The sequence below is a fragment of the Variovorax sp. 05N34 genome, assembly GCF_056397405.1.
Window position 1 is genome coordinate 1 of the sequence record NZ_JBFTNI010000006.1, and the last position, 25,714, is coordinate 25,714.

28 protein-coding genes and 2 pseudogenes are annotated in these 25,714 nt (G+C 62.9%); 18 read left to right on the forward strand and 12 right to left on the reverse strand.

Annotated elements, in window-relative coordinates:
• From AC1DMA_RS17050 to imm45, 5 genes are all read left to right on the forward strand, one after another.
• On the forward strand, positions 1-441 hold a 441-nt coding region (locus tag AC1DMA_RS17050), incomplete at its 5' end, for a hypothetical protein (protein ID WP_478144944.1).
• Positions 342-767 carry a hypothetical protein gene (locus AC1DMA_RS17055; RefSeq protein ID WP_478144945.1) on the forward strand — a complete coding sequence of 142 codons (426 nt, stop codon included), beginning with the start codon at positions 342-344 and terminating at the stop codon, positions 765-767. The genes AC1DMA_RS17050 and AC1DMA_RS17055, both read left to right, overlap by 100 nt.
• Positions 768-979: 212 nt before the next feature.
• On the forward strand, positions 980-1,288 hold the full coding sequence (locus AC1DMA_RS17060) for a hypothetical protein (protein ID WP_478144946.1): 309 nt from the start codon (positions 980-982) through the stop codon (positions 1,286-1,288).
• Positions 1,289-1,542: 254 nt separating this feature from the next.
• On the forward strand, positions 1,543-1,815 hold the full coding sequence (locus tag AC1DMA_RS17065) for a colicin immunity domain-containing protein (protein WP_478144947.1): 273 nt from the start codon (positions 1,543-1,545) through the stop codon (positions 1,813-1,815).
• Positions 1,812-2,141 carry an Imm45 family immunity protein gene (imm45, locus tag AC1DMA_RS17070; RefSeq protein ID WP_478144948.1) on the forward strand — a complete coding sequence of 110 codons (330 nt, stop codon included), beginning with the start codon at positions 1,812-1,814 and terminating at the stop codon, positions 2,139-2,141. The genes AC1DMA_RS17065 and imm45 overlap by 4 nt, the downstream gene beginning before the upstream one ends.
• Before the next feature lie 130 nt (positions 2,142-2,271).
• On the opposite strand, the gene AC1DMA_RS17075 is transcribed toward imm45, so the two are convergent.
• Entirely contained in the window at positions 2,272-2,622 is a 351-nt protein-coding gene (locus AC1DMA_RS17075) for a VOC family protein (protein ID WP_478144949.1), read from the reverse strand.
• 180 nt (positions 2,623-2,802) lie between these two features.
• Here AC1DMA_RS17075 and AC1DMA_RS17080 point away from each other — a divergent pair, with 180 nt between their 5' ends.
• A complete protein-coding gene (locus AC1DMA_RS17080) occupies positions 2,803-3,711 on the forward strand; it encodes an FkbM family methyltransferase (protein WP_478144950.1) in 909 nt (302 codons plus the stop codon).
• A gap of 10 nt (positions 3,712-3,721) precedes the next feature.
• On the opposite strand, the gene AC1DMA_RS17085 is transcribed toward AC1DMA_RS17080, so the two are convergent.
• The gene (locus AC1DMA_RS17085) at positions 3,722-5,608 is read right to left on the reverse strand and encodes a hypothetical protein (protein ID WP_478144951.1); all 1,887 of its coding nucleotides are present in this window, start codon (positions 5,606-5,608) and stop codon (positions 3,722-3,724) included.
• Positions 5,609-6,005: 397 nt separating this feature from the next.
• Between AC1DMA_RS17085 and AC1DMA_RS17090 the strand changes: the two genes are divergently transcribed.
• Positions 6,006-6,296: a hypothetical protein gene (locus AC1DMA_RS17090; protein WP_478128022.1), complete on the forward strand. Its 291-nt coding sequence runs from the start codon at positions 6,006-6,008 to the stop codon at positions 6,294-6,296.
• Positions 6,297-6,323: 27 nt separating this feature from the next.
• On the opposite strand, the gene AC1DMA_RS17095 is transcribed toward AC1DMA_RS17090, so the two are convergent.
• Complete coding sequence (locus AC1DMA_RS17095) at positions 6,324-7,796, reverse strand: NAD-dependent succinate-semialdehyde dehydrogenase (RefSeq protein WP_478128021.1); 1,473 nt, start codon at positions 7,794-7,796, stop codon at positions 6,324-6,326.
• 45 nt (positions 7,797-7,841) lie between these two features.
• Positions 7,842-9,065, reverse strand: coding sequence for an iron-containing alcohol dehydrogenase (locus AC1DMA_RS17100; RefSeq protein ID WP_478128020.1), 1,224 nt, complete (start codon positions 9,063-9,065; stop codon positions 7,842-7,844).
• A 129-nt stretch (positions 9,066-9,194) separates the two neighbouring features.
• Between AC1DMA_RS17100 and AC1DMA_RS17105 the strand changes: the two genes are divergently transcribed.
• From AC1DMA_RS17105 to AC1DMA_RS17125, 5 genes are all read left to right on the forward strand, one after another.
• A complete protein-coding gene (locus tag AC1DMA_RS17105; protein WP_478144952.1) occupies positions 9,195-9,899 on the forward strand; it encodes a GntR family transcriptional regulator in 705 nt (234 codons plus the stop codon).
• An 11-nt stretch (positions 9,900-9,910) separates the two neighbouring features.
• Positions 9,911-11,542 carry a sugar ABC transporter ATP-binding protein gene (locus AC1DMA_RS17110; RefSeq protein ID WP_478144953.1) on the forward strand — a complete coding sequence of 544 codons (1,632 nt, stop codon included), beginning with the start codon at positions 9,911-9,913 and terminating at the stop codon, positions 11,540-11,542.
• Positions 11,539-12,534 carry an ABC transporter permease gene (locus AC1DMA_RS17115; protein WP_478128017.1) on the forward strand — a complete coding sequence of 332 codons (996 nt, stop codon included), beginning with the start codon at positions 11,539-11,541 and terminating at the stop codon, positions 12,532-12,534. Before AC1DMA_RS17110 ends, AC1DMA_RS17115 begins: the two co-directional genes overlap by 4 nt.
• A 100-nt stretch (positions 12,535-12,634) precedes the next feature.
• Positions 12,635-13,588, forward strand: a complete 954-nt coding sequence (locus AC1DMA_RS17120) for a substrate-binding domain-containing protein (protein ID WP_478128016.1) — start codon at positions 12,635-12,637, stop codon at positions 13,586-13,588.
• Between the two features lie 28 nt (positions 13,589-13,616).
• Positions 13,617-14,210, forward strand: a complete 594-nt coding sequence (locus AC1DMA_RS17125) for a DJ-1/PfpI family protein (protein ID WP_478144954.1) — start codon at positions 13,617-13,619, stop codon at positions 14,208-14,210.
• 48 nt (positions 14,211-14,258) lie between these two features.
• Here the strand turns inward: AC1DMA_RS17125 and AC1DMA_RS17130 are convergent, their stop codons facing one another.
• Entirely contained in the window at positions 14,259-15,134 is an 876-nt protein-coding gene (locus AC1DMA_RS17130; protein WP_478128014.1) for an alpha/beta hydrolase, read from the reverse strand.
• A 137-nt stretch (positions 15,135-15,271) separates the two neighbouring features.
• On the opposite strand from AC1DMA_RS17130, the gene AC1DMA_RS17135 reads away from it, so the two are divergent.
• Genes AC1DMA_RS17135 through AC1DMA_RS17145 form a run of 3 tightly spaced genes read left to right on the forward strand, consistent with a single transcriptional unit; the run spans position 15,272 to position 17,780 of the window.
• Positions 15,272-16,129: an ABC transporter ATP-binding protein gene (locus tag AC1DMA_RS17135; protein WP_478144955.1), complete on the forward strand. Its 858-nt coding sequence runs from the start codon at positions 15,272-15,274 to the stop codon at positions 16,127-16,129.
• 5 nt (positions 16,130-16,134) lie between these two features.
• Positions 16,135-16,971: an ABC transporter permease gene (locus tag AC1DMA_RS17140; RefSeq protein ID WP_478128012.1), complete on the forward strand. Its 837-nt coding sequence runs from the start codon at positions 16,135-16,137 to the stop codon at positions 16,969-16,971.
• Positions 16,968-17,780, forward strand: a complete 813-nt coding sequence (locus tag AC1DMA_RS17145; RefSeq protein WP_478144956.1) for an ABC transporter permease — start codon at positions 16,968-16,970, stop codon at positions 17,778-17,780. Before AC1DMA_RS17140 ends, AC1DMA_RS17145 begins: the two co-directional genes overlap by 4 nt.
• Before the next feature lie 28 nt (positions 17,781-17,808).
• Here the strand turns inward: AC1DMA_RS17145 and AC1DMA_RS17150 are convergent, their stop codons facing one another.
• Positions 17,809-18,717, reverse strand: coding sequence for an NAD(P)/FAD-dependent oxidoreductase (locus AC1DMA_RS17150; RefSeq protein ID WP_478144957.1), 909 nt, complete (start codon positions 18,715-18,717; stop codon positions 17,809-17,811).
• 234 nt (positions 18,718-18,951) lie between these two features.
• On the opposite strand from AC1DMA_RS17150, the gene AC1DMA_RS17155 reads away from it, so the two are divergent.
• Positions 18,952-20,442 carry a hydroxysqualene dehydroxylase gene (locus AC1DMA_RS17155; RefSeq protein WP_478144958.1) on the forward strand — a complete coding sequence of 497 codons (1,491 nt, stop codon included), beginning with the start codon at positions 18,952-18,954 and terminating at the stop codon, positions 20,440-20,442.
• A gap of 4 nt (positions 20,443-20,446) precedes the next feature.
• Here the strand turns inward: AC1DMA_RS17155 and AC1DMA_RS17160 are convergent, their stop codons facing one another.
• Complete coding sequence (locus AC1DMA_RS17160) at positions 20,447-20,761, reverse strand: hypothetical protein (protein ID WP_478128008.1); 315 nt, start codon at positions 20,759-20,761, stop codon at positions 20,447-20,449.
• Positions 20,762-21,003: 242 nt separating this feature from the next.
• On the opposite strand from AC1DMA_RS17160, the pseudogene AC1DMA_RS17165 reads away from it, so the two are divergent.
• Both AC1DMA_RS17165 and AC1DMA_RS17170 read left to right on the forward strand, forming a co-directional pair.
• Positions 21,004-21,898: pseudogene (locus AC1DMA_RS17165) on the forward strand (IS3 family transposase).
• 36 nt (positions 21,899-21,934) lie between these two features.
• Positions 21,935-22,099 (forward strand): hemolysin III family protein, encoded by a 165-nt coding sequence (locus AC1DMA_RS17170; protein ID WP_478128007.1) that lies wholly within the window; start codon positions 21,935-21,937, stop codon positions 22,097-22,099.
• A gap of 40 nt (positions 22,100-22,139) precedes the next feature.
• On the opposite strand, the pseudogene trhA reads toward AC1DMA_RS17170, so the two are convergent.
• The 5 genes and pseudogenes from trhA to AC1DMA_RS17195 form a co-directional block, all read right to left on the reverse strand.
• Positions 22,140-22,544 (reverse strand): annotated as a pseudogene (gene trhA / locus AC1DMA_RS17175) (PAQR family membrane homeostasis protein TrhA); the annotation flags it as partial.
• 83 nt (positions 22,545-22,627) lie between these two features.
• A complete protein-coding gene (locus AC1DMA_RS17180) occupies positions 22,628-23,710 on the reverse strand; it encodes an RDD family protein (RefSeq protein WP_478144959.1) in 1,083 nt (360 codons plus the stop codon).
• A 60-nt stretch (positions 23,711-23,770) separates the two neighbouring features.
• On the reverse strand, positions 23,771-24,352 hold the full coding sequence (locus AC1DMA_RS17185; RefSeq protein WP_478144960.1) for a hypothetical protein: 582 nt from the start codon (positions 24,350-24,352) through the stop codon (positions 23,771-23,773).
• Positions 24,353-24,496: 144 nt separating this feature from the next.
• The gene (locus AC1DMA_RS17190; RefSeq protein WP_478144961.1) at positions 24,497-25,072 is read right to left on the reverse strand and encodes a class I SAM-dependent methyltransferase; all 576 of its coding nucleotides are present in this window, start codon (positions 25,070-25,072) and stop codon (positions 24,497-24,499) included.
• 119 nt (positions 25,073-25,191) lie between these two features.
• The gene (locus AC1DMA_RS17195) at positions 25,192-25,668 is read right to left on the reverse strand and encodes a hypothetical protein (RefSeq protein WP_478144962.1); all 477 of its coding nucleotides are present in this window, start codon (positions 25,666-25,668) and stop codon (positions 25,192-25,194) included.
• Positions 25,669-25,714 lie beyond the last annotated feature (46 nt).

The following is a 25,714-nucleotide window of genomic DNA, read 5'->3' on the forward strand; positions in this document are numbered from 1 at the left end:
GCGGGCGTGACCTTCGCCAAGCAGTATGGATTGACCCCCGGCATCGCCCTGACTGCCGCGCAGATGGCCCAGCTCACGAGCGACATCGTCTGGCTCGTCGAGCAGACCGTGACCCTTGCCGATGGCAGCACCCAGCAGGTGCTCGTGCCGCAGGTGTATGTGCGCGTGCAGCCCGGGGACATCGACGGCTCCGGTGCGCTGCTGTCGGCCGACCGCCTGAGCATCAAGAACAAGGCGGGTGAAGGCGACTTCACCAACAGCGGCACCGTGGCCGGGCGCTCGCTCGTGGCCATCACCGCGGACAACATCGATAACCTGGGCGGGCGCATCTCGGGGGCAATGTGGCGCTGGACGCGCGCAATGACATCAATGTCATTGGCGGGACGGTCGATGCGCGCGACTCTCTGGTGGCGACAGCTGGACGCGACGTCAATGTCGTGACGACGACGAGTAGCGTGCAGGGTGCGCAGTCAAGCGCCACCGCAATCGATCGCATTGCGGGCCTTTATGTCCCCAATCCGAACGGTGTCCTGGTCGCCAGCGCCGGCAACGACATCAATGTGGTCGGCGCGATCGTTGCCAACACGGGCGCGGGCAGCCGCACACTCATCAACGCGGGACATGACATCAATCTTGGTACAGTCACCGAAGCCAGTTCGCGCACCTCGGTCACCGACAGCCGCAATTTCCACTCCGAATCGCGCAGCGGTGTGAAATTTTCCAAGGCGTCGCCTTTTCCACGTGCGGCGGTGAAGAGGCTGCGCTGATACATGCTCCGGCCTGACGAGCCGGTGATGTTGCAGGCGGAAACGGCATCGCAACGATGATCGAGATGGCCTCGGCGCGAAGGGCTCGGCTTCCGCGGACGACGGCACCGCATCACAACCTCGGCCGGCGCATCTCGGGCAATCGACGGGCTAGGCCAGATTTTGATCATCAATCGAACTGGCTCTGTCGTTAAACTTTTTTGAGAACTATCGTGGCCATAGATATTTTTTGCTATTCAACACAAAAAGTTGAGAGCGTTAATCGATTGATGACTGAGGCTCAGGCGAATCACGCTTCCCACTTTTTGCATAACTTTATCGTGGGCCCCGCCAAAGAGGCGACAGCAGTACATCGGGAAATTGCAGATGAGCAAGGATTGGAAAATGCAAAATCCTTATTTTTGATCAGAGTTAACACTAAAGAAAGGGCGAACGAAGTCGCAGACGTCGCCAATTTAATACGAGCATCGCTAGGTTCTGCGGAGGTGTTGTTATTGATCGAAAATGAAAAGAAAATTTAGCGTATTATTCCAGCGCTTAGCTGCATATGCTTCGGACAGTGCCCAATCGTGCAATGGCTCTGGGTGATAACTACTTCCGTTCTGCTCGGATCTAGTAAACATCAATGGCTCCAAAAGGGGACATACGATTTTGTCAGAGATTCAGTAATCAATAACATCGCTGTTCTTGATGCTAGCGGAAAACCCATCACGGGCTTCAAACTCACACCTCGCACGCCTCAATTTACAAAATTCATGGACAGCGAAATACTCCAATGAGCATCACAATTCTTGAGTTTGCCAATTCTTTCGTCAAAGGACGAGTGTCGGCCGCCACCTTTGTCGATGCCTTTTCCGAACTCTGGAAAATTGAGAGAGACGGAAAAATTCTCCAGAACGACGATGAACAGCTGAATGAGCGGTTGTCAACCATTTTCTGCTTGGTGGACCTGTTCAACCCGAGAGAAGAGAAAGAAGCATACGAGTTGGACACAATACAATTGCGCGAAAAAATCTCTACCCTACTGAAAAATCAGTCCGCCAAATGAAAAGCTGGCAAAAGCTAATTGCGTACGAGAAGCCCTCTATCAGCAGAGGCATGTTGTTAAAGTTCCCGGCTACTTACCCGTTTGAAGCGGAAGTTGTAATGATGATCTGCGAGGGGCCGGAGAGTTCTTCCGAAAGGTGTTTGAGAACTATCACGGGACACAAGTCTGGCATCAACTGCTTTCAGGTTCTACCTTCAGAGGCGTCGGCAAACGGACATTTCGTGTCCACAACATGGTTGATCGAAAACTGGAACAAATGGGTCTGGCCTGACGGCAACGTTGATGACGTGCAGGTTCGCAAGGAACTCGCGGCGGCCGAGCTGTAGATTGAGGCGCTTGAGGGCATTAAAAAATGCAACCATCCAGGGCGCTGGATCGCCAGCACGCACGCTGAGTCCAGCAAGTACCTCAGGAAGTCGTTTCCTTCAGACAGCACGGTGAGTAGAAGACCTCGCCTCAAACATGCGCGAGAACATTGACCAGCTTCCCAAACGGATCCCAAACAAAGAACCGGCGCACGCCCCACGGTTCGTCAGCAGGTCCGTACTCAATCGCAAACCCAGCACCCCTCATGCGTTCGAACGCAGCGTCCACATCGTCCACCTCGATTGACAAGTCAGGCACCGGAGTGCCAGAACCCCCTTCCGAGGCGAAGCTCACCTGAACGGTCATTTCGGCTTGAGACCCATAGGTCTGAATCCAGCCATGATCCATCAAGATTTCCAGCCCGAGCACGCCCTGATAGAACGCCCGAGCCCTGCTGAGGTCGAGCACAGCGAAATTGGCGACGATTCGTTTGACTTGCAATTTGCTTCCTTCACGTTGATCGGATTCCGGCGAATTTGCCGATGATCCTATTTGAAAGCTCACTGACGAAATCAGCTCGCTCTTCTCTCCGACACAACCATTGCGCCGTCTCTCACACCCGGGAGCCCCGTCTTCGCCACATTAAGCCCGGCGATCCCACGGCCGAACGGAGAAAGCGCCATGCTGAAAACCGCGATCTATCAAAGCGTTCTGAAATCTGTTCGGAGTGTCGGCCCGCATCGGTTCTTTCACAGCCCACTTGTGGCGCGCCTGCTGTGGGACACCGCGCCTCGCGAAGCCTTCCTGCTGGCGCCCTGCCCGTCCGAAGTCTTCGTGGTCGCAGCGGGCGACCAGGTCATCGGGCAGTGGCTGTTCAAGCATCGCGAGCCCTACAACTTTTCCATGCTGCGCCGGGTGGCCTCATTGCTGAACGGACGCCATCTGACCTGCCTGATCGACATCGGCGCCAACATCGGCACGATCTGCATCCCCGCGGTCAAGCGCGGGCTGTTCGAAAGCGCCATCGCGGTCGAACCGGAGCCCCTGAACTATTCGCTGCTGAGGACCAATGTCGAGATCAATCGGCTGTCGGACCGGATCGCGACGCACAACGTTGCCTTGGGGGAGAAGAACGACGAGAGCCTCGTATTCGAACTCTCGACCATCAACTACGGCAACCATCGGGCGCGCTACGGCGGCGACGGCAGCAACGGCCTCGACGGCGCGGACCCAAGCCAGGAGCGCATCGAGGTGCCTTCGCAGAGCCTCGACCGGATCACGGAAGGTGTCGATCTCGGTTCAGCCCTGCTCTGGATGGACACGCAGGGATATGAAGGCTATGTGCTGGCGGGCGGCACCCGCACACTGCAGCACAAGCCCCCTTTTGTGATGAAGTTCTTGCCTGACGGCCTGTCGCGCAGTGGCGGCATGGAACGGCTCAGGCACGCACTCCAGCTGGCCGGCTATGCATCGTTCTGCGACCTGAGCGAGACCGACGATGCGTTTCGTCCGTTCTCGCTCGAGGTGCTCGACGCGCTGGCTGGACAGCTGGCATCGAGCAAGGGTCAGACGGACCTACTGCTCGTATGACCCCGGAGCGTCACGGCACGTTGGATGTCGAGATCTGGAACGGCTTGCCCGGTACAGTCATGGCGCCCTCGTACTCGGCCGTCGATCCGTTGATGGAACATCCGTTGGGCCTCGGGCAGGCGCCGCCATCCGAGAAGATCACCGGTCCGTAGCGGTAGTTGCGCACCGCCTTGCCGCCGTAGTCAGTCACGGTCACCACATTGTTGATGTTGGCGAAGTTGTCGGCATCTTCCACCGCGATCAGGTCGGTCAGCTTGTTGTGCTGAATGCTGCGCACGACGCTGCCGCTGTTGCCATCCGAAGCAAAGCGCACCCACGAGATCTTGTTGTCTCCGCGTGAGCCCACGATGACCTGCTGGTTCATCGGATCGCTGGTGGTGCCGCTCGGATCGCTCTTCGACATCGCAAGCGAGGTCGGATTGCGGCCGATGTCGCCGACGGTGCCGACCTCGGCAATGTCGTCTGGCGATGGCGTGGCGACGGCGCCGCCAGGTGCGTAGCCGTTCAGGCTGTAGATGTGCAGCGTGCCGTCCTGCGTGGCGATCCAGGCGCGCGGGCTGCCGGTCGACATGGTCGTTCTCACCGCCGTCGGGCGATCACCCATGGAGACGGTCTTGATCACGGTCGGCATCTGCGAAGCTTCCTTGTCGAAGGTGTACGGCCACTGGTCGCTTGCCTGTCCATAGTTGCTCGTGACGCCGACATTGGAGCTGAAGTACACGCTGTTGATGTAGCTGAAGAGTGGCTTCAAGTCGATGAAGGCGGCCTTCTGCTCCGACTTCGAAATCACTACTGCCACCCCGCCCTTGGCATAGCGGCGGTAGTTGCTGCTGCCATCGGTAAAGCTCTGCCAGTTGTTGGTCAGCGGCGAGTTCGCCGCGCCCATGAAGAGGCCACCGGGCTGCACGCTATCGAACTGGTGCAGGTTGGTGGTGACTGCGATCTCGGTCGGTGCGTTCATGCCCGGGATGTCCACGTAGCCCAGCACCTTCATGAAGGCGGTGTTGCCCATGTTGGGCAGGCCGGGGTAGACGCCCATCCACTCGTTCCACCAGTTGTGCCAGGCCGAAAACGTAAAGCCGTTGCTCGTGTGACCGGAGGAGTTCATGGCATCGCAACCATCGCACAGGCCAGCCAACGCGACGACGGCGACTTGGCCCTTCATGGCTTCGGTGTCCCACACCGTGACCAACGCGAACTCGTTGCCGTTGGTCACGGCAACACCTGTGGGCACCTTGTTCGGCGCGAGAGTCGCGGTCGCGTTGTTGCTGGCGGTGTTGCTGCCCACCGTGCCGAGCACGCCGTTCTGGAATGCGACGATGCCTTCGGCGCAGAAGCCGGCGCCGCCTTGACAACGCCCCATCGCGACCGGGTTGCCGTTCGTGAGGCCCGACGCCTTGTAGTTCATCACGTTCGGCGTATCGATGCCCTGGCCTTGCTGGTAGATCTGCCACGGCAACTGCGGCAGTCCGGCAAACACGTTGTACATGTAGCCAGACACCTGAAGCAGGCTCACGCCAACGCGCTGCGACGGATCGTCCGCCGCAAAGAGCATGTTGGCCTGGTTGGTTGAAAAGAGACCGGCATTGCCGGACACGGGCCCGCCCACGTTCCAGTAGAACGCGACATCCTGGGCAGGCGCGGAGAGCTTGGTGCTCGTGCGCTCGGCGAGATCGGGACCTGTGTTTGCCGACCCGTACGACGCCGCATCGGGTCCATAGCGATACGCGATGCCGGCGTCCTCGCTCAGCACGGCGGCCATGCTCTTGTACGCATCGGGATTGACGGCAAGGGAAGAGTCAACGACGTCCGCATCGATCGGTGCGGAAGCCAAGGCAGAAGTGCGGGGTGAGTTGGCGGCTTCGGCAGAGGCCGATGTTCCGGTCGCTGCTGCCATGGATGGCGCGCCGCCGCTGGATCCTCCGCCTCCGCAACCGGCGATCCCGGCACTGACGGCGCTTGCGGCAAATAAAAGTGCGAACTTCTCAAAAGATTTCAAAAGTGGGCTCCTGTTAAAGAGCCTGCTTTGTATGTGGGATGCCTCCGACGCCTCAAGCTTGATTGCATTTGTTTTCCCTCTGTATGCATTTTGCGGTGCAGCATTTACATTCGAATCGTCCTGTGACGTAGGTGACCCACGGCTTGGCAGTCAAGACCTACTCGGCTGGCAGAAGTCGCGCCATATGTCAAGAAACACGCAGAGCTGCGATGACCTTGTGAACGCAAGCCAGGAAGCGCAAATTGCAGTCGTCGTCCTACAGACGAAGACTGCATGGACTCCCAGGAGGAAAGAAATGGCAACAACTCGGACCCACGGACTGCGCAGCAACGAACCGCTCTTCAAACACGTGTGGCTGAAATTCCCGGACGATCTGGCCTGGGACATCTTTACGCTGGACTGCATGCTCGTAGCGCTGCTGGCCATGCTGGTGGCCGGCCTGGCGAGCTTGAGCGCCAAGTTCTCTCAACTGCTCGCCGACCACGAGCGATGGCTCTGGATGTCGGGCATGACGCTGGCCATCGTTGCGGTCGTGAGCTTGATTCGCGTCGTATGGCCGGGCGATCAGGTGCGCCGTCCCTGGTAGCTGGCTCCAGGGCCGCTCAGAGGTCTCTCAGAAACTCGTTGCGATGTATTTCGCTTCCATGTATTCCGCGACCCCGTGACGCTGCCCGCCCTCCCGGCCCAGCCCACTTTGCTTCACGCCACCGAAAGGGGCCGCCGGGTCCGAGACCAGGCCACGGTTGAGCGCGATCATTCCTGATTCGATGCGCCCGCACACCCGCATGCCACGGGCGAGGTCGCGCGTGTAGACGTACGCAGCCAGGCCGTATTCGGTGTCGTTGGCGAGCGTGATGGCTTCGTCTTCGGTCTCGAATCGGCTGATCGGTGCGACGGGCCCGAAGATTTCCTCGTGCGCCATCTCGGCATCGCGCGGAACGTTCGTCAGCACCGTCGGGCGGTAGAAGTAACCCGGCCCATCCTGTGCTTCAGCGCCACAGAGGACGTTTGCGCCGCGGCGCACCGCGTCCTGCACGAGCCGATCGATCTTCTGCACTGCCTTGCGCGTGATCATCGGCCCGCATTCAGTTTCGGCCTCGATGCCGGAGCCGACGCGCACTGCGGCCATGCGGCGCGCGAGCCCCTGCGCGAAGGCATCGTGGATGCCCGATTGCACATAGATGCGGTTGGCGGCAGTACACGCCTCGCCCGCATTGCGCATCTTCGCGACCATGGCGCCGTCGAGCGCGGCCTCCAGGTCTGCATCGTCGAACACGATGAACGGCGCATTGCCGCCAAGCTCCATCGAACATGACACCACGTGCTTGGCAGCCTCGGCGAGCAGCGCCCGCCCCACGCCTGTAGACCCGGTGAACGACAACTTGCGCACACGGCGGTCGGCGAGCATCGCGGCCGTCAGCGGACCGGGCGTGGATGTGGTCAGGACGTTCACGACACCGGGTGGAACGCCGGCTTCCTCGTAGAGCGCGGCCAGGGCATAGGCCGTGAGCGGCGTTTCGCTCGCCGGCTTGAGGATCACCGTGCAGCCGGCCGCCAGTGCGGGCGCGATCTTGCGCGTCGCCATGGCCGCCGGGAAGTTCCACGGGGTGATGAGCACGCAGATCCCGATGGGTTCGTAGTCGACGATGATGCGGTTCGTCCCCGACGGCGCGATGCCGAATTCGCCCGAAAGACGCACGGCCTCTTCGGCGTTCCAGCGGAAGAACTCGGCGGCGTAGGCCACTTCGCCGCGCGCATCGCGCAGCGCCTTGCCGTTTTCGAGYGAGATGAGCGCGGCGAGGGACTCGGCTCTCTGAGTCATCAATTCAAAGCAGCGACGCAGGATCTCAGAGCGCCGGCGCGGCGGCGTGGCGCGCCACCCAGCCGCCGCCTTGGCTGCGGCTTCGACTGCGGCGGCAGCGTCCTCGACGGTGGCATCGGGGACGGTCGCGATCAGCGCCTCCGTGGACGGATCCACGACATCGATGCGACGGCCACCGGTGGCGGCCCGCCATTGGCCGTCGACATAAAGCTCATGGCGCACGTCCGCCAGAACCGATGGAGCAAGCGCGGATTGGGATTCCATAGAAGAAGCATTCATGGTCAAAGCAATGATGAGAAGAGATGGAGTTCAGCGGGCCGCGGCCTGCAGGTCGCCGTCGAAAGCGGCCTGCACCAGACGGTGCATGGCTGCGGCATCGAAGGGTCGCGGGTTGTTCTTGATCAAGCGCTCGATGCCCATGGCCTGCTCGGCAGTCCATGTGACCTTGTCGGCGGCAAGGCCCAGCTCCGCCAGTGTGGTCGTGATGCCGATGGCCTTGAACAGGCGACTGACTTCGTCGATCGCGGCGCCGGCCTGGGCCTGCTCGTCGCCCTTGGCTTCCAGGCCCAGCGCTAGCCCGATCTGCGCCAGTTCGGCACCGGCGGCGGATCGGTTGAAGCTCATCACGTAGGGCATGAGCGTGGCGACGCCCAGGCCGTGCGCCGTGTCCGTCAGCGCACCGGCGGGGTATTGCACCGCGTGGGCCGCCGCGGTCCCGGCCGTGCCAAAGGCGCAGCCCGCGGCGAGTGCACCCATCATCACGTCGGCGCGCGCGTCCTCGTCGCTGCCGTTGGCAACTGCCTTTTCGAGGCTTCGGCCGAGCAATCGAATGGCAAGCAACGCGAAATGATCGCTCAACGCGTTCTTGCCGATGAAGACGTGGCGCTGCGGCAAATCGGCGCTGGGTTCGCGGCGCGCGGCGGTGAACGATTCGATGGCATGCGTCATCGCATCGGCCCCGGCGATGGCCGTCAGGCGCGGCGGACAGGTCATCGTCAGTTCGGGATCGCAAATCGCGGCCACCGCGATCAGATGGGGACTCGAGATGCCGACCTTGAGCGTGCGGTCCGGATCGCTCACGACGGCGACCGGGGTGACTTCCGAGCCGGTGCCGGAGGTGGTGGGCATTGCAATCACCGGCAGCACGGGTCCCGGCACCTTGAACTCGCCGTAGTAGTCCTGCAAACGACCGCCATGGGTCAGGAGCAGGGACACGCATTTGGCCATGTCCATGCAGCTGCCTCCGCCGATGCCGATGACCATATCCGGGGAGAAGGCGCGCGCAGCCTCCGCGTTGACGCCAACGCTTTCCAGGGGAACGTCGGGCTCCACGTTGTCGAGCAGGCGTACCTCGATGTCGGCTGCCTTGAGCGCCGCCATCATCGATTTGAATTCAGGCGTTGCAGCGAAACGCGCATCGGTGCAAACCAGCGCGCGGCGCCCGTGCTTGCACGCGACGGCGGCGAGCGCATGGCGCTGCCCTTTGCCAAACAAGATCTCCGGCGGCAGCCGCAGCGCGGCAAAAAGCGTCATGGTTTTTATCCTTCGGGGTTAATTTAAACTTGCACCCTCAAATACGATCCTATAGGATATCGTATCTTTCGGATCGCGTCATCCCGGCGCTTGCCGCGAAAGCTGCGATCAGTTCATGCAGGAGACAGAGTGGGCACTACCGCCAGCGAAAACGAGGAAGGCGCGCAAGCACCGCACAGAGGCAACAGGTTCCATCGGGCCAGTTTGTCCGGGGACGTGTACGGGGCCATCTTCAGTCAGCTGATGGCGCTGAAGATCGCGCCGGGCGAACGCATCACGGTCGACAACCTCGTGAGGGAGCTGAACGTCTCGCAGACGCCGATCCGCGAGGCGCTGGGCCGACTCGAAGGCGAAGGGCTCGTGGTCAAGCAGCATTTGGTGGGCTACCGTGCCGCGCCGCAGATCACGCGCCGTCGGTTCGACGAGCTGTACGAGCTTCGCCTGCTACTGGAGCCCGACGGCGCGGCCAAGGCGGCCGCGGCGATGGACGCGCAAAAGATCGAAGAACTGCGCGAGGCCGCCGGTGGCATGGCCCGCGTCGACGGCAAGGACGAGCGACTGCGCTACTCCGCGTTCGCGCGCCAGGATGAGGTGTTTCACGACCGCATCATGCAGTTTGCGGGCAACGAGCTCATCCGCCAGACCCTCACGTACCAGCACGCTCACTTCCACATTTTTCGGCTGATGTATCACCGCCGCGTCACGGATGATGCCCTGGACGAACACCAGGCGCTGATCGACGCCTTTGCCGCCCATGACCCGGATGCCGCCAAGGCAGCCATGCGGGCGCACATCGAGCGCTCGCGCGACCGCTTGCTGCCGGCCTTCGATTGAGCGCGCGATCCATGTCCGCACAGATGCTCGAGCGCCCCTGGTCGCCTGTCGCCAGGGCGCCGCTTGCAGAAACCGAAGCTGCATTCGATACCCCGGCCACTGAAAGAACCGCCGCCCCGCTGCTGCGCACGCACGAACTCGGCAAGCAGTACGCCGGCGTGACCGTGTTGAGCGGAGTGACGCTCGATATCTTCCCCGGCGAGATTCACGCGATCATTGGCGAGAACGGCGCGGGCAAGTCCACGCTGATGAAGCTCCTCTCTGGTCACGTACCGCCGAGCGAAGGAGAGATCTCCCTGGACGGCCGGCCGGTGCACTTCACCGGACCGCACCAGGCGCAGGACGCGGGCATCGTGCTCGTGCATCAGGAGATCCTGTTGGCGGACGGCCTCACGGTGGCCGAGAACCTCTTCCTCGGCCGTGAACTGACGCGCAACGGCATGGTCGACGATCGGACCATGTATCGGCTGGCCGCGCAGAAGCTCGCCGAACTGGGTTGCCATGCCTCTCCGCGCGCGCTGGTGCGTGACGTTCCACTGGCCGATCGGCAACTGGTCCAGATCGCCCGCGCCTTGCTCGACGAGCATCGGGTGGTTATCTTCGACGAGCCCACGGCGGTGCTGACCGGCGAAGAAGTCGAGCGACTGCTGCGCATCATCTTCAGGCTCAAGTCGCAGAACATTGCGGTGCTCTATATCAGCCACCGCCTTGAAGAGGTTCAGCGCCTCGCAGACAAGGTCACGGTGTTGCGTGACGGCCGAACCGTGGGGACTCATCCCGGGCACAGCCTGAGTCAACTCGACATGGCCCGCCTCATGGTGGGGCGCGAACTCTCCGCGCTCTATCCGCCCAAGGCGGGGGTGCCCGGCGAGCCGATCCTGYATGTGCAAAACGCGACCGTGCCGGGGGTGGTCCACGACGCGTCTTTCGTCGCGCACCGCGGTGAGGTTCTCGGCTTTGCTGGAATGATCGGCGCGGGCCGAACCGAACTGTTCGAAGGCCTGCTGGGATTGCGCCCTGCCAAGGCGCAGGTCCAGCTCGATGGCCGATCCGTTCACATCCGATCGCCTCGCGAGGCCATCGAGCTCGGCATTGGCTACCTGACCGAAGACCGCAAGGGAAAGGGACTGCTGCTCAATGAGCGCCTCGCGCCCAACCTCACACTTTCGGCACTGTCGCGCTTCCACCCTCACATCTGGCTGCGCAAGCGCCATGAAGCGGACGCCCTCCAGGAAGCCATCCGCACATACGACATCCGGCTCAAGAGCAAGAGCACGCGCGCTGGGCAACTCTCCGGTGGCAACCAGCAGAAGCTTCTGCTCGCGAAGGTGCTGCTGACAGACCCCTCGATCGTGGTGATCGATGAGCCCACACGGGGCATCGACATCGCCAACAAGGCGCAGATCTATGCCTTCATCCAGGAATTGGTCGCACGCGGCAAGGCCTGCATCGTGATCTCCTCCGAGATGCAGGAACTCATCGGCGTGTGCGATCGCATCCTGGTCATGCGCCAGGGCCGCATCGCCGGCGAGGTGAGCGGTGAGCGCATGACCGAGCACAACATCGCATTGCTTGCCACCACCGACGGCGAGCCAGCACCCAGCATCGCAACCCAGAGCTCCATCGAAGAGGAAGCCCCATGAACGCCATCACCCAGGACGTGCCGCTGCGGCAGGAGCGCGAACTGCACATCAACTGGACCGAGGCCGGTCCGTTCGTCGCGCTGGTTGCGTTGCTCGCCATCGGCTACCTGATCAACAGCGACTTTCTCTCCGCCACCAATCTCGCCAACGTCATCGCACGCAGCGCTTTCATTGCAATCATTGCCGTGGGCGCGACATTCGTGATCTCTTCGGGCGGGCTCGATCTTTCGGTCGGCTCGATGGCTGCGTTCATCACCGGCGTGATGATCATGCTCATGAACCGGATGGCACCCGAATGGGGTGTCTGGGCCATCCCGGCCGGCATGGCGGTCGCACTGCTGGTGGGCCTGCTCTGCGGACTCTTCAATGGCTTGATCGTTACTGTGGGAAAGATCGAACCCTTCATTGCCACCCTGGGCACGATGGGCATCTTCCGCTCGCTCATCACCTACATGTCGGACGGCGGCACGATCCCGATCGACTCGTCACTGCGCAATGCATATCGCCCGGTCTACTTCGGCACTGTAGGCGGCGTGCCCATCCCGATCCTCGTGTCGCTCGCCGTCGCTGCCGTGGGCGCCTTCATCCTCTACCGCATGAAATACGGTCGCCGCTGCGCCGCAGTCGGCGCCAACGAGGACGTGGCGCGCTACTCGGGCATTTCGGTCATCAAGACCCGCACGATCGCCTACATGGTGCAAGGCGCGTGCGTGGCGATCGCGGCCATTTGCTATGTGCCGCGCCTCGGTGCTGCCACGCCGACCACCGGCCTGCTGTGGGAACTCCAGGTGATCACCGCAGTGGTGATCGGCGGCACCGTGCTGCGCGGCGGCAAGGGGCGCATCTGGGGCACGCTGGCCGGCGCTGTCGTGCTCGAGCTCATTGCCAACCTGATGGTGCTGTCCGACCTCGTCTCCGAGTATCTGGTGGGCGCAGTGCAAGGCGCAATCATCATCATCGCGATGCTGGTCCAGCGCCTCTCGAAGAAGTGATCCGCCAAACAATTTATTTGTGAAATTGCCCCGTGTCCGGACCACTCGGGTGCACATGATTCCGGTCCATACATCAATCTACATAGGTTGGAGGTGACAAATGCTCAAGTCGAAATGGATAGCAGTGGCGGCGTTGGGAGCGCTGCTGGCGACAGGTGGTGCCTACGGCGCCGACAAGAAGGTGATCGCGGTGTCGATTCCGGCTGCCGATCACGGCTGGACCGCAGGCGTGGTCTACCACGCGCAGGCGGCAGCCAAGGAAATCAACAGTGCCTACAAGGACCAGATCGAAGTCGTGGTCAAGACCTCGCCGTCGGCATCGGCACAGGTGAGCGCGCTTGAAGACCTTTCCGCCGGACGCAAGCTCTCGGCGCTGGTGATCCTTCCGCACACATCCGAAGAGCTCACGCTGCCGGTCAAGGCAGTCAAGGACAAGGGGACCTTCGTCACCGTGGTCGATCGCGGGCTCAGCGATCCAACCATCCAGGACCTGTACGTGGCGGGCGACAACATTGCCGTCGGACGCAACACGGCCAAGTTCCTGGTGGACAAGCTCGGCGGCAAGGGCAACCTCGTCGTGCTGCGCGGCATCCCGACGGTGATCGACGATGAGCGCATCAAGGGCTTCCAGGACGGCATCAAGGGCACGAACCTGAAGGTCCTCGACATCCAGTACGCCGACTGGAACAGCGACAAGGCCTTCAAGCTGATGCAGGACTACCTGGCCAAGTATCCGCAGATCGACGCGGTGTGGGCCAACGACGACGACATGCTCCTGGGCGTGCTGGAGGCGATCAAGCAGTCCAAGCGCAAGGACATCAAGTACGCGTTGGGTGGCAACGGCATGAAGGACGTCATCAAGAAGGTGATCGACAACGACGCCGTGACGCCGGTGGAAACGCCCTACCCGCCCTCGATGATCAAGACAGCCATCTACTTGACCGTGGCCAACCTCGTCGGCCAGGCGCCCGTACGCGGCTCGCTCAAGCTGGACGCACCGCTGATCACACAGAAGAACGCCAAGGAATATTACTTCCCCGATTCACCCTTCTAAGCCAATTTCACCAAAGGAGCGCGACACCATGCCAGGCAAGAAAATCCTCATGCTTACCGGCGAGTTCACCGAGGAATACGAGATCTTCGTCTTCCAGCAAGCCATGGAGGCGGTGGGCCATACAGTTCACGTCGTCTGCCCCGACAAGAAGGCGGGCGACTTGATCAAGACATCGCTGCACGACTTCGAGGGCGATCAGACCTACACCGAGAAGCTCGGCCACTATGCGGCCATTAACAAGACCTTCTCCGAGGCGGAGACCCAGCTCGACCAGTACCACGCCGTCTACTGCGCCGGTGGCCGCGGCCCGGAGTACATCCGTACCGACAAGCGCGTGCAGGCGATCGTGCGGCACTTCCACGAAAAGAAGAAGCCCATCTTCACCATCTGCCATGGCGTGCAGATCCTGATCGCGGTCGACGGCGTGGTGCGCGGCAAGAAGGTCGCGGGCCTGGGCGCCTGCGAGCCCGAGGTGACGCTGGCCGGCGGCACCTTTATCGACCTGTCGCCTACCGACGCCTACGTGGACGGCACGATGGTCTCGGCCAAGGGATGGACGGCGCTGGCCGCCTTCATCCGCGAATGCCTGAAGGTGCTGGGCACCGAAATCCGGCACGAGTGACGTGATGCGCTAGGCGCCGGCGCGATGTCGCCGGCGTCGAGCGTGCCTTCAACGGGCAGCGGAGACGGCCATGCGCTCGAGAGCGGCGCATAGACCGCTGTTGCCATCCTCAAAAGCGCTGATCGCCGTGAAGTGATCCTCGTTCGGCTGCACCATGAGTTCGCCCTCGTTGCCAGCCGCGAGCCAGGCGTCATGCATTGCAGTCGACTGCCGGTCGAAGGCCGCCTGCTCCAGGGAACCCCAGCTGAGCAGCACCGGCGTTCGGCACCGGCGAATGTGAAGCACCGGCGAGTTGCGCAAGACGCTCGCCTCATCGAGTTGGATCGACGGCTGCAGATAACTAAAGCGCAGTGGCGCAATGTCATAGAGACCGCTCACCAGCACGGCACCCGAGAACGGATCGTCCGGCAATCCGTAGTCCTCCCGCCATGCGGTGCACAAAAGCATCGCGCCCAGATGAGCCCCTGCGGAGTGCCCTCCGATCACGATGCGGCCCGGATCGCCGCCGTGCTCGGCGATGTTCCGGATGACCCACGCCGCGGCCGACCGAACCTGGCGCACGATCTCGTCGAGCGTGACCTGTGGGCACAGCGCGTAGTCGACCAGCACCGTCGTGAAGCCCCGCGCGTGCGCGCCGAACGCCACCTGCATGAAGTCACGTGCGGCGTTCGAGCGCCAGTAGCCGCTATGGATATAGAAAAAGACCGGTGCGCCTGGCCGCTCTGCCGGCACGATGTCCAGCGTCTCGGCAAGCGTCGGACCATAGGGCACACGAGCTCGATAGTTCAGCTGCTGGCGGGCCTGCTCGCTTCTCTCCGCATAGTGCTGAAGTGAGGCGTTGAGGTCGACCGCGCGCAGCCGCGGGTTGTACGACTCGTCGATTTCTTGCTGGTTTGCAAAGCCATGAGGGAGTTCGAGGGGCATGGGGTATTTCAACCGAAGCGACTAAAAAGGAGGAGGTGCTGATGATGGCCCAAGAATTGGATTTCGCCGCGCGCGTGCCGCCCTTCCAGGAGACCGCGCCCTGAGCTTCATCGTGTAGCATTCGCGTCCGCCGCGCCATGCCACAGATCGTTGTCGACCACCTGCTCAAGACCTACAAGGTCCATGAGCGCGACCCGGGAGTGTTTGGTGCGCTGCGCGCGCTGGTGCGGCCTCGATATCGCACTGTCGATGCGCTGTGCGGCGTTTCCTTCGAGCTCGAGCGCGGCGAACTGCTCGGCTTCATCGGCCCGAACGGCGCGGGCAAATCGACCACCATCAAGATTCTCGCGGGCATCCTGCGACCCGATGGTGGGCGCGTCGAAGTCGACGGGCGCGACCCCTTCACCGATCGCGAGCGCCATGTGAGTCGCATCGGCGTCGTGTTCGGGCAACGCACACAGCTCTGGTGGGACCTTCCCGTCAACGATGGCTTCGCACTGCTGCGCGACATCTATCGCGTGGACCCGGTGCGCTTCGCCCGGACGCGCGATGAACTCGTGGCGCTATTGCATCTCGAGCGGCTGCTCGACCAGCCCGTGCGCCAGCTCTCGCTCGGGCAGCGCATGCGCGCCGAGATCGCGGCCGCGCTGCTGCACGAGCCGGACATCCTCTTTCTCGACGAACCCACCATCGGGCTCGATGCGCCGTCGAAACTGGCGGTGCGCGACTTCGTCTTGCGCGCCAACCGCGAGCGTGGGACCACGGTGCTGCTGACCACGCACGACATGCACGACATCGAGGCGCTTGCGCAGCGGGTGATCGTGATCGGCCATGGCCGCGTGCTGGCCGACAGCCCTGTCGAAGCGCTGCGCTCACAAGTCATCGCGGCGCGCCGCCTGGACGAAGGACTGCCGGACGACGCCGAGGACGAGGGCATGACCATCGAGGCCGTGATCGCGCGCTTCTATGCGATGCACGGCGCGGCGGAGGCCTGAGCCGCATGGCGCCTCGCGAACTTCTTCGTCCCTACGTCGCCGCTTTTGCATCACGGTTCCTGCAGATGCTGCAGTACCGCGCCGCCGCTTACGCAGGCTTCGCGACCCAGTGCTGGTGGGGCGGCATCAAGGTCATGGTGCTGGCGGCCTTCTATGGTGGTGCATCCGCCGCCGGCGCGCCGATGTCGCTCTCGCAGGCCATCACCTATACCTGGCTGGCCCAGGGACTGCTCGCGCTGCTGCCGTGGCTCGGAGACCCGGAAGTGGCACAGGCGGTGCGCACGGGCTCGGTCGCCTACGATCGGCTGCGGCCGGTCGATCCCTATGCGCTGTGGTTCGCGCGCTCGGCCGGCTGGATTGCGGCACGCGTTCTGCCGCGGATGGCGCTCATGGCGGCCTTCGCGGGCCTGGTGCTGCCCCTCGCGGGCCTGGGCGATTGGGCATGGCAAGCACCGGCAGGGATCGTTGCCGGATTGGCTTTCGCCGCGTCCGCCATGCTGGCGCTGCTGCTATCGACGTCGTTCGTGATGTTGCTCAACATCGCCGCGGCTTCGGCACTGAACGAGCGCGGCATCAACGCGCTGGCTGCACCGACCGTGATCGTTTTCTCAGGCAACCTGCTTCCGCTGGTCTTGCTGCCCGACGCGTGGCAGCAGTGGCTTCTGCTGCAGCCGCTGGCGGGCGTCATGGACATCCCGGCGCGGATCTATTTCGGCCAGCTCGCGGGAGCACAGGCCCTCGTGGGGCTCGGCTTGCAAGCCGCTTGGATCTTGCTCCTGGTGGCGATCGGCCACGCGGCAATGGTCAGGACCATGCGCCAACTGCAGGTGCAAGGCGGATGACGCGACCGGGATCACTGGCTCTTTTCGGGCGACTCATGGCTGCCTCCTTGAGTGGGCAGGCGCGCTATCCCGCCTCGGCGTTGATGCTCACGTTCGGGCAGTTCGTGGGCACGGGGATCGAAATGATCGCGGTCTGGGCACTCTTTCATCGCTTCGGCGACTTGCAGGGATGGCGCCTCGGTGAGGTCGCCATGTTCTACGGACTGGTGAACTGCATGTTTGCCATCGGCGATGCGCTGGGACGCGGCTTCGACACGCTGGGCACTGAATTCCTGCGCACCGGCGCGTTCGACCGTCTCCTGCTGCGACCTCGGCCGTTGGCGCTGCAACTCATGGCACATGACGTGCGCATCAGCCGGCTGGGACGGCTGATGCAAGGACTGGCGGTGATGGCATTCGCGACCGTGCAGGCAGACATCGCGTGGTCGCCCGCAACGGTCGCGACGGCCCTCTTCGCACTGGCGGGCGGCGTGGCGCTCTTTCTCGGCATCCTCGTGCTGCAGGGCACGCTGTCCTTCTGGACCGTCGAGAGCCTGGAGATTGCGAACGTGCTCACCTACGGCGGCGTGCAAGCGGCGCAGTTTCCGCTGGCTGTCTATGCTCGATGGTTTCGATATGCGCTGACCTTTGCGGTGCCCTTGGCCTGCGTCGCCTACTACCCTGTGCTCGCGATATTGGGCAGGGCAGATCCGCTGGGTGCGCCTGCGTGGGTCGGGCTCGTGTCGCCGCTCGCTGGCTTCGTCTTCCTCGCGCTTGCCTTCGGCGCCTGGCGCGTGGGACTTCGGCGCTACGCCTCGACCGGCAGCTAGTCGTGCCCTGCCCCCGCCTGCACGCGACCTATGCTTGCGATGCCGTCTCGCTTCGACGCAATGCCACATGCATGGCGGCGCCTGCGATCGCCGCTCCGCCGGCCGCGACCGTGATCTGGTTGAGCCCCACGGCCACGTCGCCCGCCGCATAGAGCCCCGCCACCGTCGTCGCGTGATGGCGGTCCGTCACCAGATAACCGCTCTCGTCGGTCTCGGCGCCGAGACTGCCGGCCAGGCCCGAATGAACCCGCAGGCCCATCGCGCTATAGATGGAATCGCAGACGCTCTCGCCATCGCCGTGGCGCACGACGATCCTTCCCTCCAGCGGCCGAATGCCGGAGATCGCGTCTTCGCTCACGCGAATGCCTGCCTGGCGCAGCCGGTGCCTCTCCGCCTCGCCAAGCGCTGTGCCACCTTCGAGCATGAAGAGCGTGACGTGAGGCGTGAAATGCCGCAGATAGACCGCTTCTTCCAGCCCCGCGGTCGACTGCGCAATGACGCCAACCGCCCGATCGATCACCTCATAGCCGTCGCACACGGGGCAATAGCGCAGCAGACCGGCGCGCACCGCCTCTGCGAGGTACGGCATGGGCGGGGGAACGTCGCTGGCGCCGGTGGCCAGGAGCACCAGCGATGCCGAGAGTGAGCCGCCTTCCCATCCGAGGCGGAAGCCCCGCTCCACTTTCTCGAGCGTTTCCACGCTCGCGCCGATACTGCGGATCGAATAGTTCGCCGCCTGCTGGCGCAGCGCGTCGAGCAGCGCGGCGCCGGCGATGCCCTGCGGAAAGCCGGGATAGTTGCGGGTGCGCGGGATGGTCGCGAGCCGGCTGCGCCCCGCATCGACCACACAGACAGAGCGCCGAAGGCGTGCGAGGCAGATCGCGCCGGCCAGTCCCGCCGGCCCGCCGCCGATGATGGCGATGTCGGGATCGGTCATCGCCGCCCCCTGCTGATCGGCCCAACTCGATGCGTCATTCAAAGCTCCTGATCGGGGTTGTTGCAGATGGAAAGACGGCCACGTGCAGCCCCCTCGGCAAAATTTGCCGCGAGTTTTACGGCGTGGACCGGCACGAGTCATCACGGCGAAGGCGGGTTCCGTTGTCCTTCGACAGCTCGGCCTACTCACGGCAAAGGACAGGGCAAGCGGCATGCCAATTGCGTTCCCGCTCGCATGCCTGCCGTTCACGATCGCCACTGCGTTTCATCCAGTGACGTCCTCGTCGCGGGCGGCGGCATCGCAGGACTTTCGTGCGCGGCGGCCCTGGCCGGTTGCGGGCTGCGCGTCGTGGTGGTCGAGGCGCAGCCGCATCTCGGCGGCCGGGCCGCAAGCTGGCGCGATCCGGCCACCGGCGACTGGGTCGACATCGGCCCGCACGTGATCACCAGCGAACACCGGAACTTCGTGTCGCTTCTCGAGCGCCTGGGCACCGCGGATCAAGTGCTCTGGCAACACGATCCCTTGATCACCTTGCTGGACGCGGGCCGGCAACTGAGGATGCACGCGGCGAATTGGCCACCCCCGCTGCATGGCTTGCCCAACTTGCGCAATGCATTGCGCTGTGTTTCGTTGGCTGACCTGCTGTCCAACGCTCGCGTGGTCTGGGAAGCGATGCGGCTGAACGAGACCACCACACTGGCGCTCGACGGGCAGGACGCGCTCGGCTACCTGAAAGAGCGAGGCGTCAGCCAACGCTTCATCGACTGGTTCTGGACTTCGTCGACGATGGCCTTGTTGAACGTACCGCTCGCACGCTGTTCCGCCGCTTCGATGATGCGGGTGTTTCGCCTGCTGCTAGGCCGCAGCGGCTATTGCTTCGGCTTCCCGCGCATCGCACTCAGCGAACTCTATGCGCCCGGATGCATCAAGGCCGTCGAAGCGGCCGGCGGTCGCGTGTGGACTTCGGCAGCGGTGCGTGAAGTTGTGCTGAACGAAGATGGGCGCTTCGCTGGCTTCTTGCTCCAGGACGGAAGCCAACTGCGAGGCCGCGCAGGCGTGCTCGCACTGGACCCGCACGGCCTTGCCAGTCTTGCAGTGCGCGGCGCCAATGCCGGCGCAAGATGGCGCGCCCTGAAGCAAAGCGCCGAGCGACTGGAGCCGAGCCGCTACATCAGTACGGTGCTGTGGTTCGATCGCAAGCTGGGCAGCGAGCGCTTCTGGGCGCGGGTGAGCGCACCCGGGGACCTGAACATGGACTTCTACGACTTGTCCAATATCCGCTCCGCACACGACGGATGCGCATGGGTCGCGAGCAACGCGATCCACGTCGAGGCGAATGCGTGGGCCGCGAGCGACGCCGACATCGTGTCGCAAACCCGCCGGGAGCTCGCCGAGTTCTTCCCGCAAGCGGCAGCGGCAGGCCTGCGGCATGCACGAATCCATCGCATCCCGCTCGCGGTGCCCTGCGCCGCTCCGGGCGTCGAGGCGATGCGGCCCGAGGCGCCATCGGGCATCCCGGGCCTGTGGCTGGCTGGCGACTGGATCGCCACCGGCCTGCCCTTTTCGATGGAAAGTGCCGCACGCTCGGGCGCTCTCGCCGCTGAGGAAGTGGCGGCCACGCACGGCCGCGTGCTGCGCCTTGCGGAACCCCTGCCGGACACGCAAGGCATTCCTGCACTGCTGAGACGACGGAGTTCTTCTGGAAAGCGAACGACTCGTTGTTGATGTGTCATGGCGTCGGACAAGATTGAACAAGGTCGAATTGCACGGGCCGCAGCGTGCTTGGGTCGGTTGCATCCGTGATCACTTGCGTGCAACTGAGGTTGTCTCGCCAGACGAAGTCGACGAGGTAGACGTGGTCGGCGGCGGGTTGAAATTTCGTGACCAGCGGTCCGCAACTGCCGGTGCTGGTCGCAAGGTTGCGGGGTGTGCTCACTTGCTGCCAATTGCCGATCGCCTTCACTTGAACGCCTTGGCGAGGGTCCAGTTCGTGCTCGATATAGGGCTGCGTCTTGAACAACGCGCTGCGCGTTCTTTCGTTCACGCGGGCGATCCAGGGGAAGACCACACCGCGTCCGCTGTAGGCCACGTTCCCTACCGTCTCGAGGCCTTGGCACGGCTCGCTGGCGGTGCTGACCGAATAAACGACGGCGTGTCCTGCACCGGAACTGCGCAATACAAGCTTGGCCGCGCCCGGCGTAACCTCCCGAAGGCTGTCATGACCTGCCCCGCCCAGCCGTACCAGCGTAATGGCAGTGAAATCCGTCAACTTGGAGAATGACCGACATGAGAAAGAGCAGATTCACCGAAGAGCAAATCATCGGTTTCATCAAGCAGGCCGAGTCCGGCCTGCCGACCAAGGACCTGTGCCGCAAGGGCGGTTTCAGCGACGCGACCTTCTACAAATGGCGCGCCAAGTACGGCGGCATGGATGTGCCCGATGCCAGGCGGCTGCGTGAACTCGATCGTCGAGATCGCGCACGCGCGCCGGCGCTTCGGCTATCGGCGCATCCGCGACATGCTGCGTCCGCTTTTCCCCGGCGTGAATCACAAAAAGGTCTACCGGCTCTACAGCGCCGCCAACCTGGCTGTGCGCAAGCGCAAGAAGGCCAAGCGGCCGGTCAATGAGCGCGTGCCGCTGCAACTGGCCCGCACGGTCAACGAGGTATGGAGCATGGACTTCATCAGCGATAGCCTGAGCACCGGCCGGCGCATCAAGTGCCTGACGGTGCCCGATGACTTTAGCCACGAGTGCGTGAGCATCTCCGTAGACTGGGGCATCTCGGGTCTATACGTGACGCGGCTGCTCGACCAGGCGGCGGTCTTCAGGGGCTATCCGCTGGCCGTTCGCGCTGACAACGGCCCGGAGTTCACCAGCAGAGCCTTCATGGGCTGGGCGCAGAGTCACGGCATCCGCCACATCCTGATCGAGCCCGGTCGGCCCATGCAGAACGGCTACATCGAGAGCTTCAACGGCAAGTTCAGGGACGAATGCCTGAGGCAGTGGTTCGAGACGTTGGCGCGGGCCAGGACAGCCATCACGCTCTGGCGACAGGACTACAACGAGGTCAGGCCACACAGCAGTTGCCAGCGAATGCCGCCAGCGAAGTTCGCCGAATTGCATCGCCAGCGCGCTGCCGATGCAATTCGAATCATCTCAACGACCACCGAGATCAACTAATCTTGCAACCCCGGACTTCCGCTTTGGTCGACCGGCTTGTACGTCGCGATGGGCTGGGTGGCCGTGGTTGCAGCTGTGCCGTTGTATCAGCGTATGTCTGCGAGTGGCCTGGTCTGGCTCGTCGCCGGCGGCGTTGCCTACACGGCTGGGGCCATTGTTTTTCTGTTCGACTCAAAAGTGCGCTTTGCCGAAGACGATTGAATAGTTTGGCCGTTACGCCCAGCGCTGCCGCGGACCAAACCGCCCCGAACAACGCCCAACCCCAAGGGCCACGCAATACACCGAGCACGAACGGCATGTAGCTGCCGGCAATGAAAAGATAGATGGCCGCGTGATCCAGCCTGTTGAAGACGGACTTGGTCCGCCCGGCGGGCAGAGCGTGGTACAGAGTGGATATCAAATACAGGACGATCATCGTCCCCGCAAAAAGACTCGCTCCGACTACCGGAGCGGCGCTGCCTCTTTGCGACGCGCTGTACACCAGGACTGGCAACGACACGACGGCAAGCATGAACCCGACGCCATGACTCAAAGCGTTCATCAGCTCTTCCATCGCTGTTTGATTGCGCTCCGCCGTGGAACTGCTTTGACGCGTCCGGACACCTCGCGATTCCGATCGCGTTCCATGCAAAGTGAATTGATTCATTGAGAGCAGTACCTCACTTCATTTGGTTGGGCCACGTGCCACCCGACGCAGTGATTGGCGGACAACTCAACTCGCCAAGATGGTCATGGTTCGGCTTGCTCATTGCCGGTACGGGGCATTGTTTTGAAGACCGACTCGCCCAACGCTTGTGCGGCTGCGGCATCAACCTTGCCACCCGGATCACCCATGACTGTGAACTGCCAGACATCCGCGCCATCGCGGATGAGCGCTATTAGAACTGGACGACGCTTGCCTTCGATTTCCATGGTGCCGGTCAGGCCGAATGTGGGTAAACCCGCGACCGTCGCTTTCGCGTCGCGCGCCAGGCCGCGCCTGATAAGTGCCTCTGCCTTCGCCCCCTGCGCGTGCGCGGCTGCGATCTCATCGCGCTCGTGATCACGCCAAAGCATCCCTTGAAGTTGGTGGCTGGTCGAGATGAAGATATAGAGCTGTCCGCCGTTGTCGCGCTTGACCTCACGCACGTTCCATCCGCTCGGAAGCTTGGCCTTGACACTGGTCACTGGATTCGTCCAAGATTCCAATGACTGCAGGTATGAATGGCCGACTACGAAGCCGACGCCGATGAGGCAGAAGACGCCAATGCGAACTGAGCCAAGCGGACGAGCAACGACACTGAACTTGCCCTCGTCGTAGCTGGCGGGTCGACCTGCAGAAACGCGCTTGAACTGCCACAGCTGGCCGATGAACGAGGCGAGAGGTATACCGGCCCAAAGTCCCTGTAGGAACAACGCGCCCTGACGCTGCGCGAATTGTCCAAGCGTTGGGCGCGCGCCGGCGATTGTGATCACCTGCAGGCCCAACAGTGCCTTGCCCGGCGTATTGCCGAATACTCCATAAGCAACGACGCACAGGCCCAAGACTAGGGGGAGGAAAGTCATCGCAAAGATTGCGCTTGCGGCAAGCGATCTACCCACGAGGTCGATACCACCGACAAGTGCTAGCAACGCCAGGATCAACACGCCGCCGACCGTGATGTCGATATAGAGTGCGCCGTAGCGACGCCATGCACCCGCCAATGGCGATGCGTGACATGGCGGGTTCACCTTCTCCCCCACCGTCCTGCCAGAGGAAGCCGCTGCATAGCCGATTGCCGACGACGAAGGCGGCAGTTGTACATCGTCATCGGGCTGTATTCCTTGATGCATGGCACCCTTTAAAGATGGATTTTCGAGACCAGGTTGCGAACGATGGTCTACCAACTGGGATCAGCGCTTGAACTCGACCGTGCGGACCGCAGAGGGCTTGCCAGAAAACCCGCTGACCGTGCCGTCGGCGCCGAAGTGCACATTGACCGTCTCGTCTTCCTGCGCCGTCCAGTACCGCCAGGCGCTGGCTTCCAGGTCCTTTGTGTCGTCGCGCGACGGGTAGCTGAGGGCCATCAGCACCTGACGACGCGTCATGCCAACCATGACTTTGGCGGAGTACACCGCCTTCTGCACTTCAGGGCTCCAGGTTGAGAGCTCCAGCTTGGGGTCCGAGGGAACCACGATCTGGCGCAGCCAGCGCTGCGTACCTTCATTGCTACGAGCTGCGTCATCGCGCAATGCCATGTATTCGCCGCCAACCGTGCCGTAAAAATACAGATCGCGCTTCGCACTGTCGAACTTCGCCGACTCGCCGGCCGGGAGAATCGGGCCCCCCAGCACGTTGTTGCTAGAGACCCAGCCGTAGCTGGGGCGAAGGTTGCAGCATGTGTAGCCACTGATGGGTTGCTCCAAGCGGGTGGCGCAGCCAGAGAGAAGAATGGCCCCAGAGATGGCCAGAAATGGGAGGCGAGACAGGTTCATTGCTTTTGAAGTTGACGAGTGATGAAACGAAGGCGCAGGCGAGCACCCCCGGGGAATTGCGGGGTGCCTCGGCCCCTACGAACTGGGCTCAGGCCTTTTTGACAGCGGTGTATTCGGAGAAGATTCCGAGTTCGACGTGACGCTTCACGTCGTCGAATCCGGCGGCGCCGTGCCGACGGTCCCTTTGGGCTTGGTGATCTCAAGGATCAGCAGCCGGCCACCTGGTCGAAGCACGCGGAAGAACTCGGCGAAGGCCGCATTCACATCAGCAATGTGGCGCAGCGCGTAGCCCATGCTGAGGAAGTCGCTGCTCGCATCGGATTGCGGCAACGCCTCGGCCCGGCCGCCGAAGAGCTCGATGCCCGGCAGCGTCACTTCGCACAACATGCCGGGGCTGGGGTCCACTCCGACCAGTCGGCTACCGGGGCCAATCAGTAGCGATGCCTCGCGTGCGACCAAGCCGGTTCCGATGCCGACGTCGAGCACTTCGTCTCCGGCTGCGATCCCGGCGCGTTTCAATGCGGAACGCCGATACCATGGTCCCGAGCCGAGCGCCAGCAAGCGCTCGATGCGATCGTAGTCAGGCGCGGTGGCATCGAAGATGCCGCGCAGGAACTGCGCGTGCTCAGCTTCATCACCGTAGTAGGCCTGCAGCGGCGAATGCGGCGCCAGGACTGCGGCGGAAGAGATCGACGGGCAAGGCTTTTCCATTGGTTCCATTTTCAAAATCGTTTGGGTTGTGCTGCTCGGCATGGGGCCGGGTTACGGAGCCAAGCTCTTTGACGCCGGGCAACTCTGCGTGGCGTCGGACCGCACCGGCATGGGTGCGCAGCGGTCGGTCATATCCGTTTCGAGCTGAGCGCAACTGAGGCCGTCTCGCCAAGCAAAGTCAACGACATTGACGTGGCCGGCGACTGGAAGAAATCTCGCGACAAGCGGGCCACAGTTGCCCGTACCCATGGGCAGGGTCGCTGGTGTGTTGGCCTGTTGCCAATTGCCGATTGCCTGGATTGGACGATACGTCCCGGGTCTACCTCGCGCTCTATGTACGGCTGTGTCTTGAACAACGCGCTGCGCGTTCTTTCGTTCATGCGGGCGATCCATGAGAAGACCACGCCGCGTCCGCTGTAGGCCACGTTGCCCGCTTGCTCGAAGCCCTGACATGCCTCGCTGGCCGTGCCGACCGAATAGACGACGGCGTGACCTGCCCCGGAACTGCGCAGCACGAGCTTGGCCGCGCCCGGCGTGACTGACCGAAAGGTCCCGTGCAAAACACGCTCCTCTGCAGCAGCGGCTTGAGGGTTGATGTCGCGCATTGCGCAACCTCCGAGGAGGAAAAGTGTTGCAACGATCAATTGGATT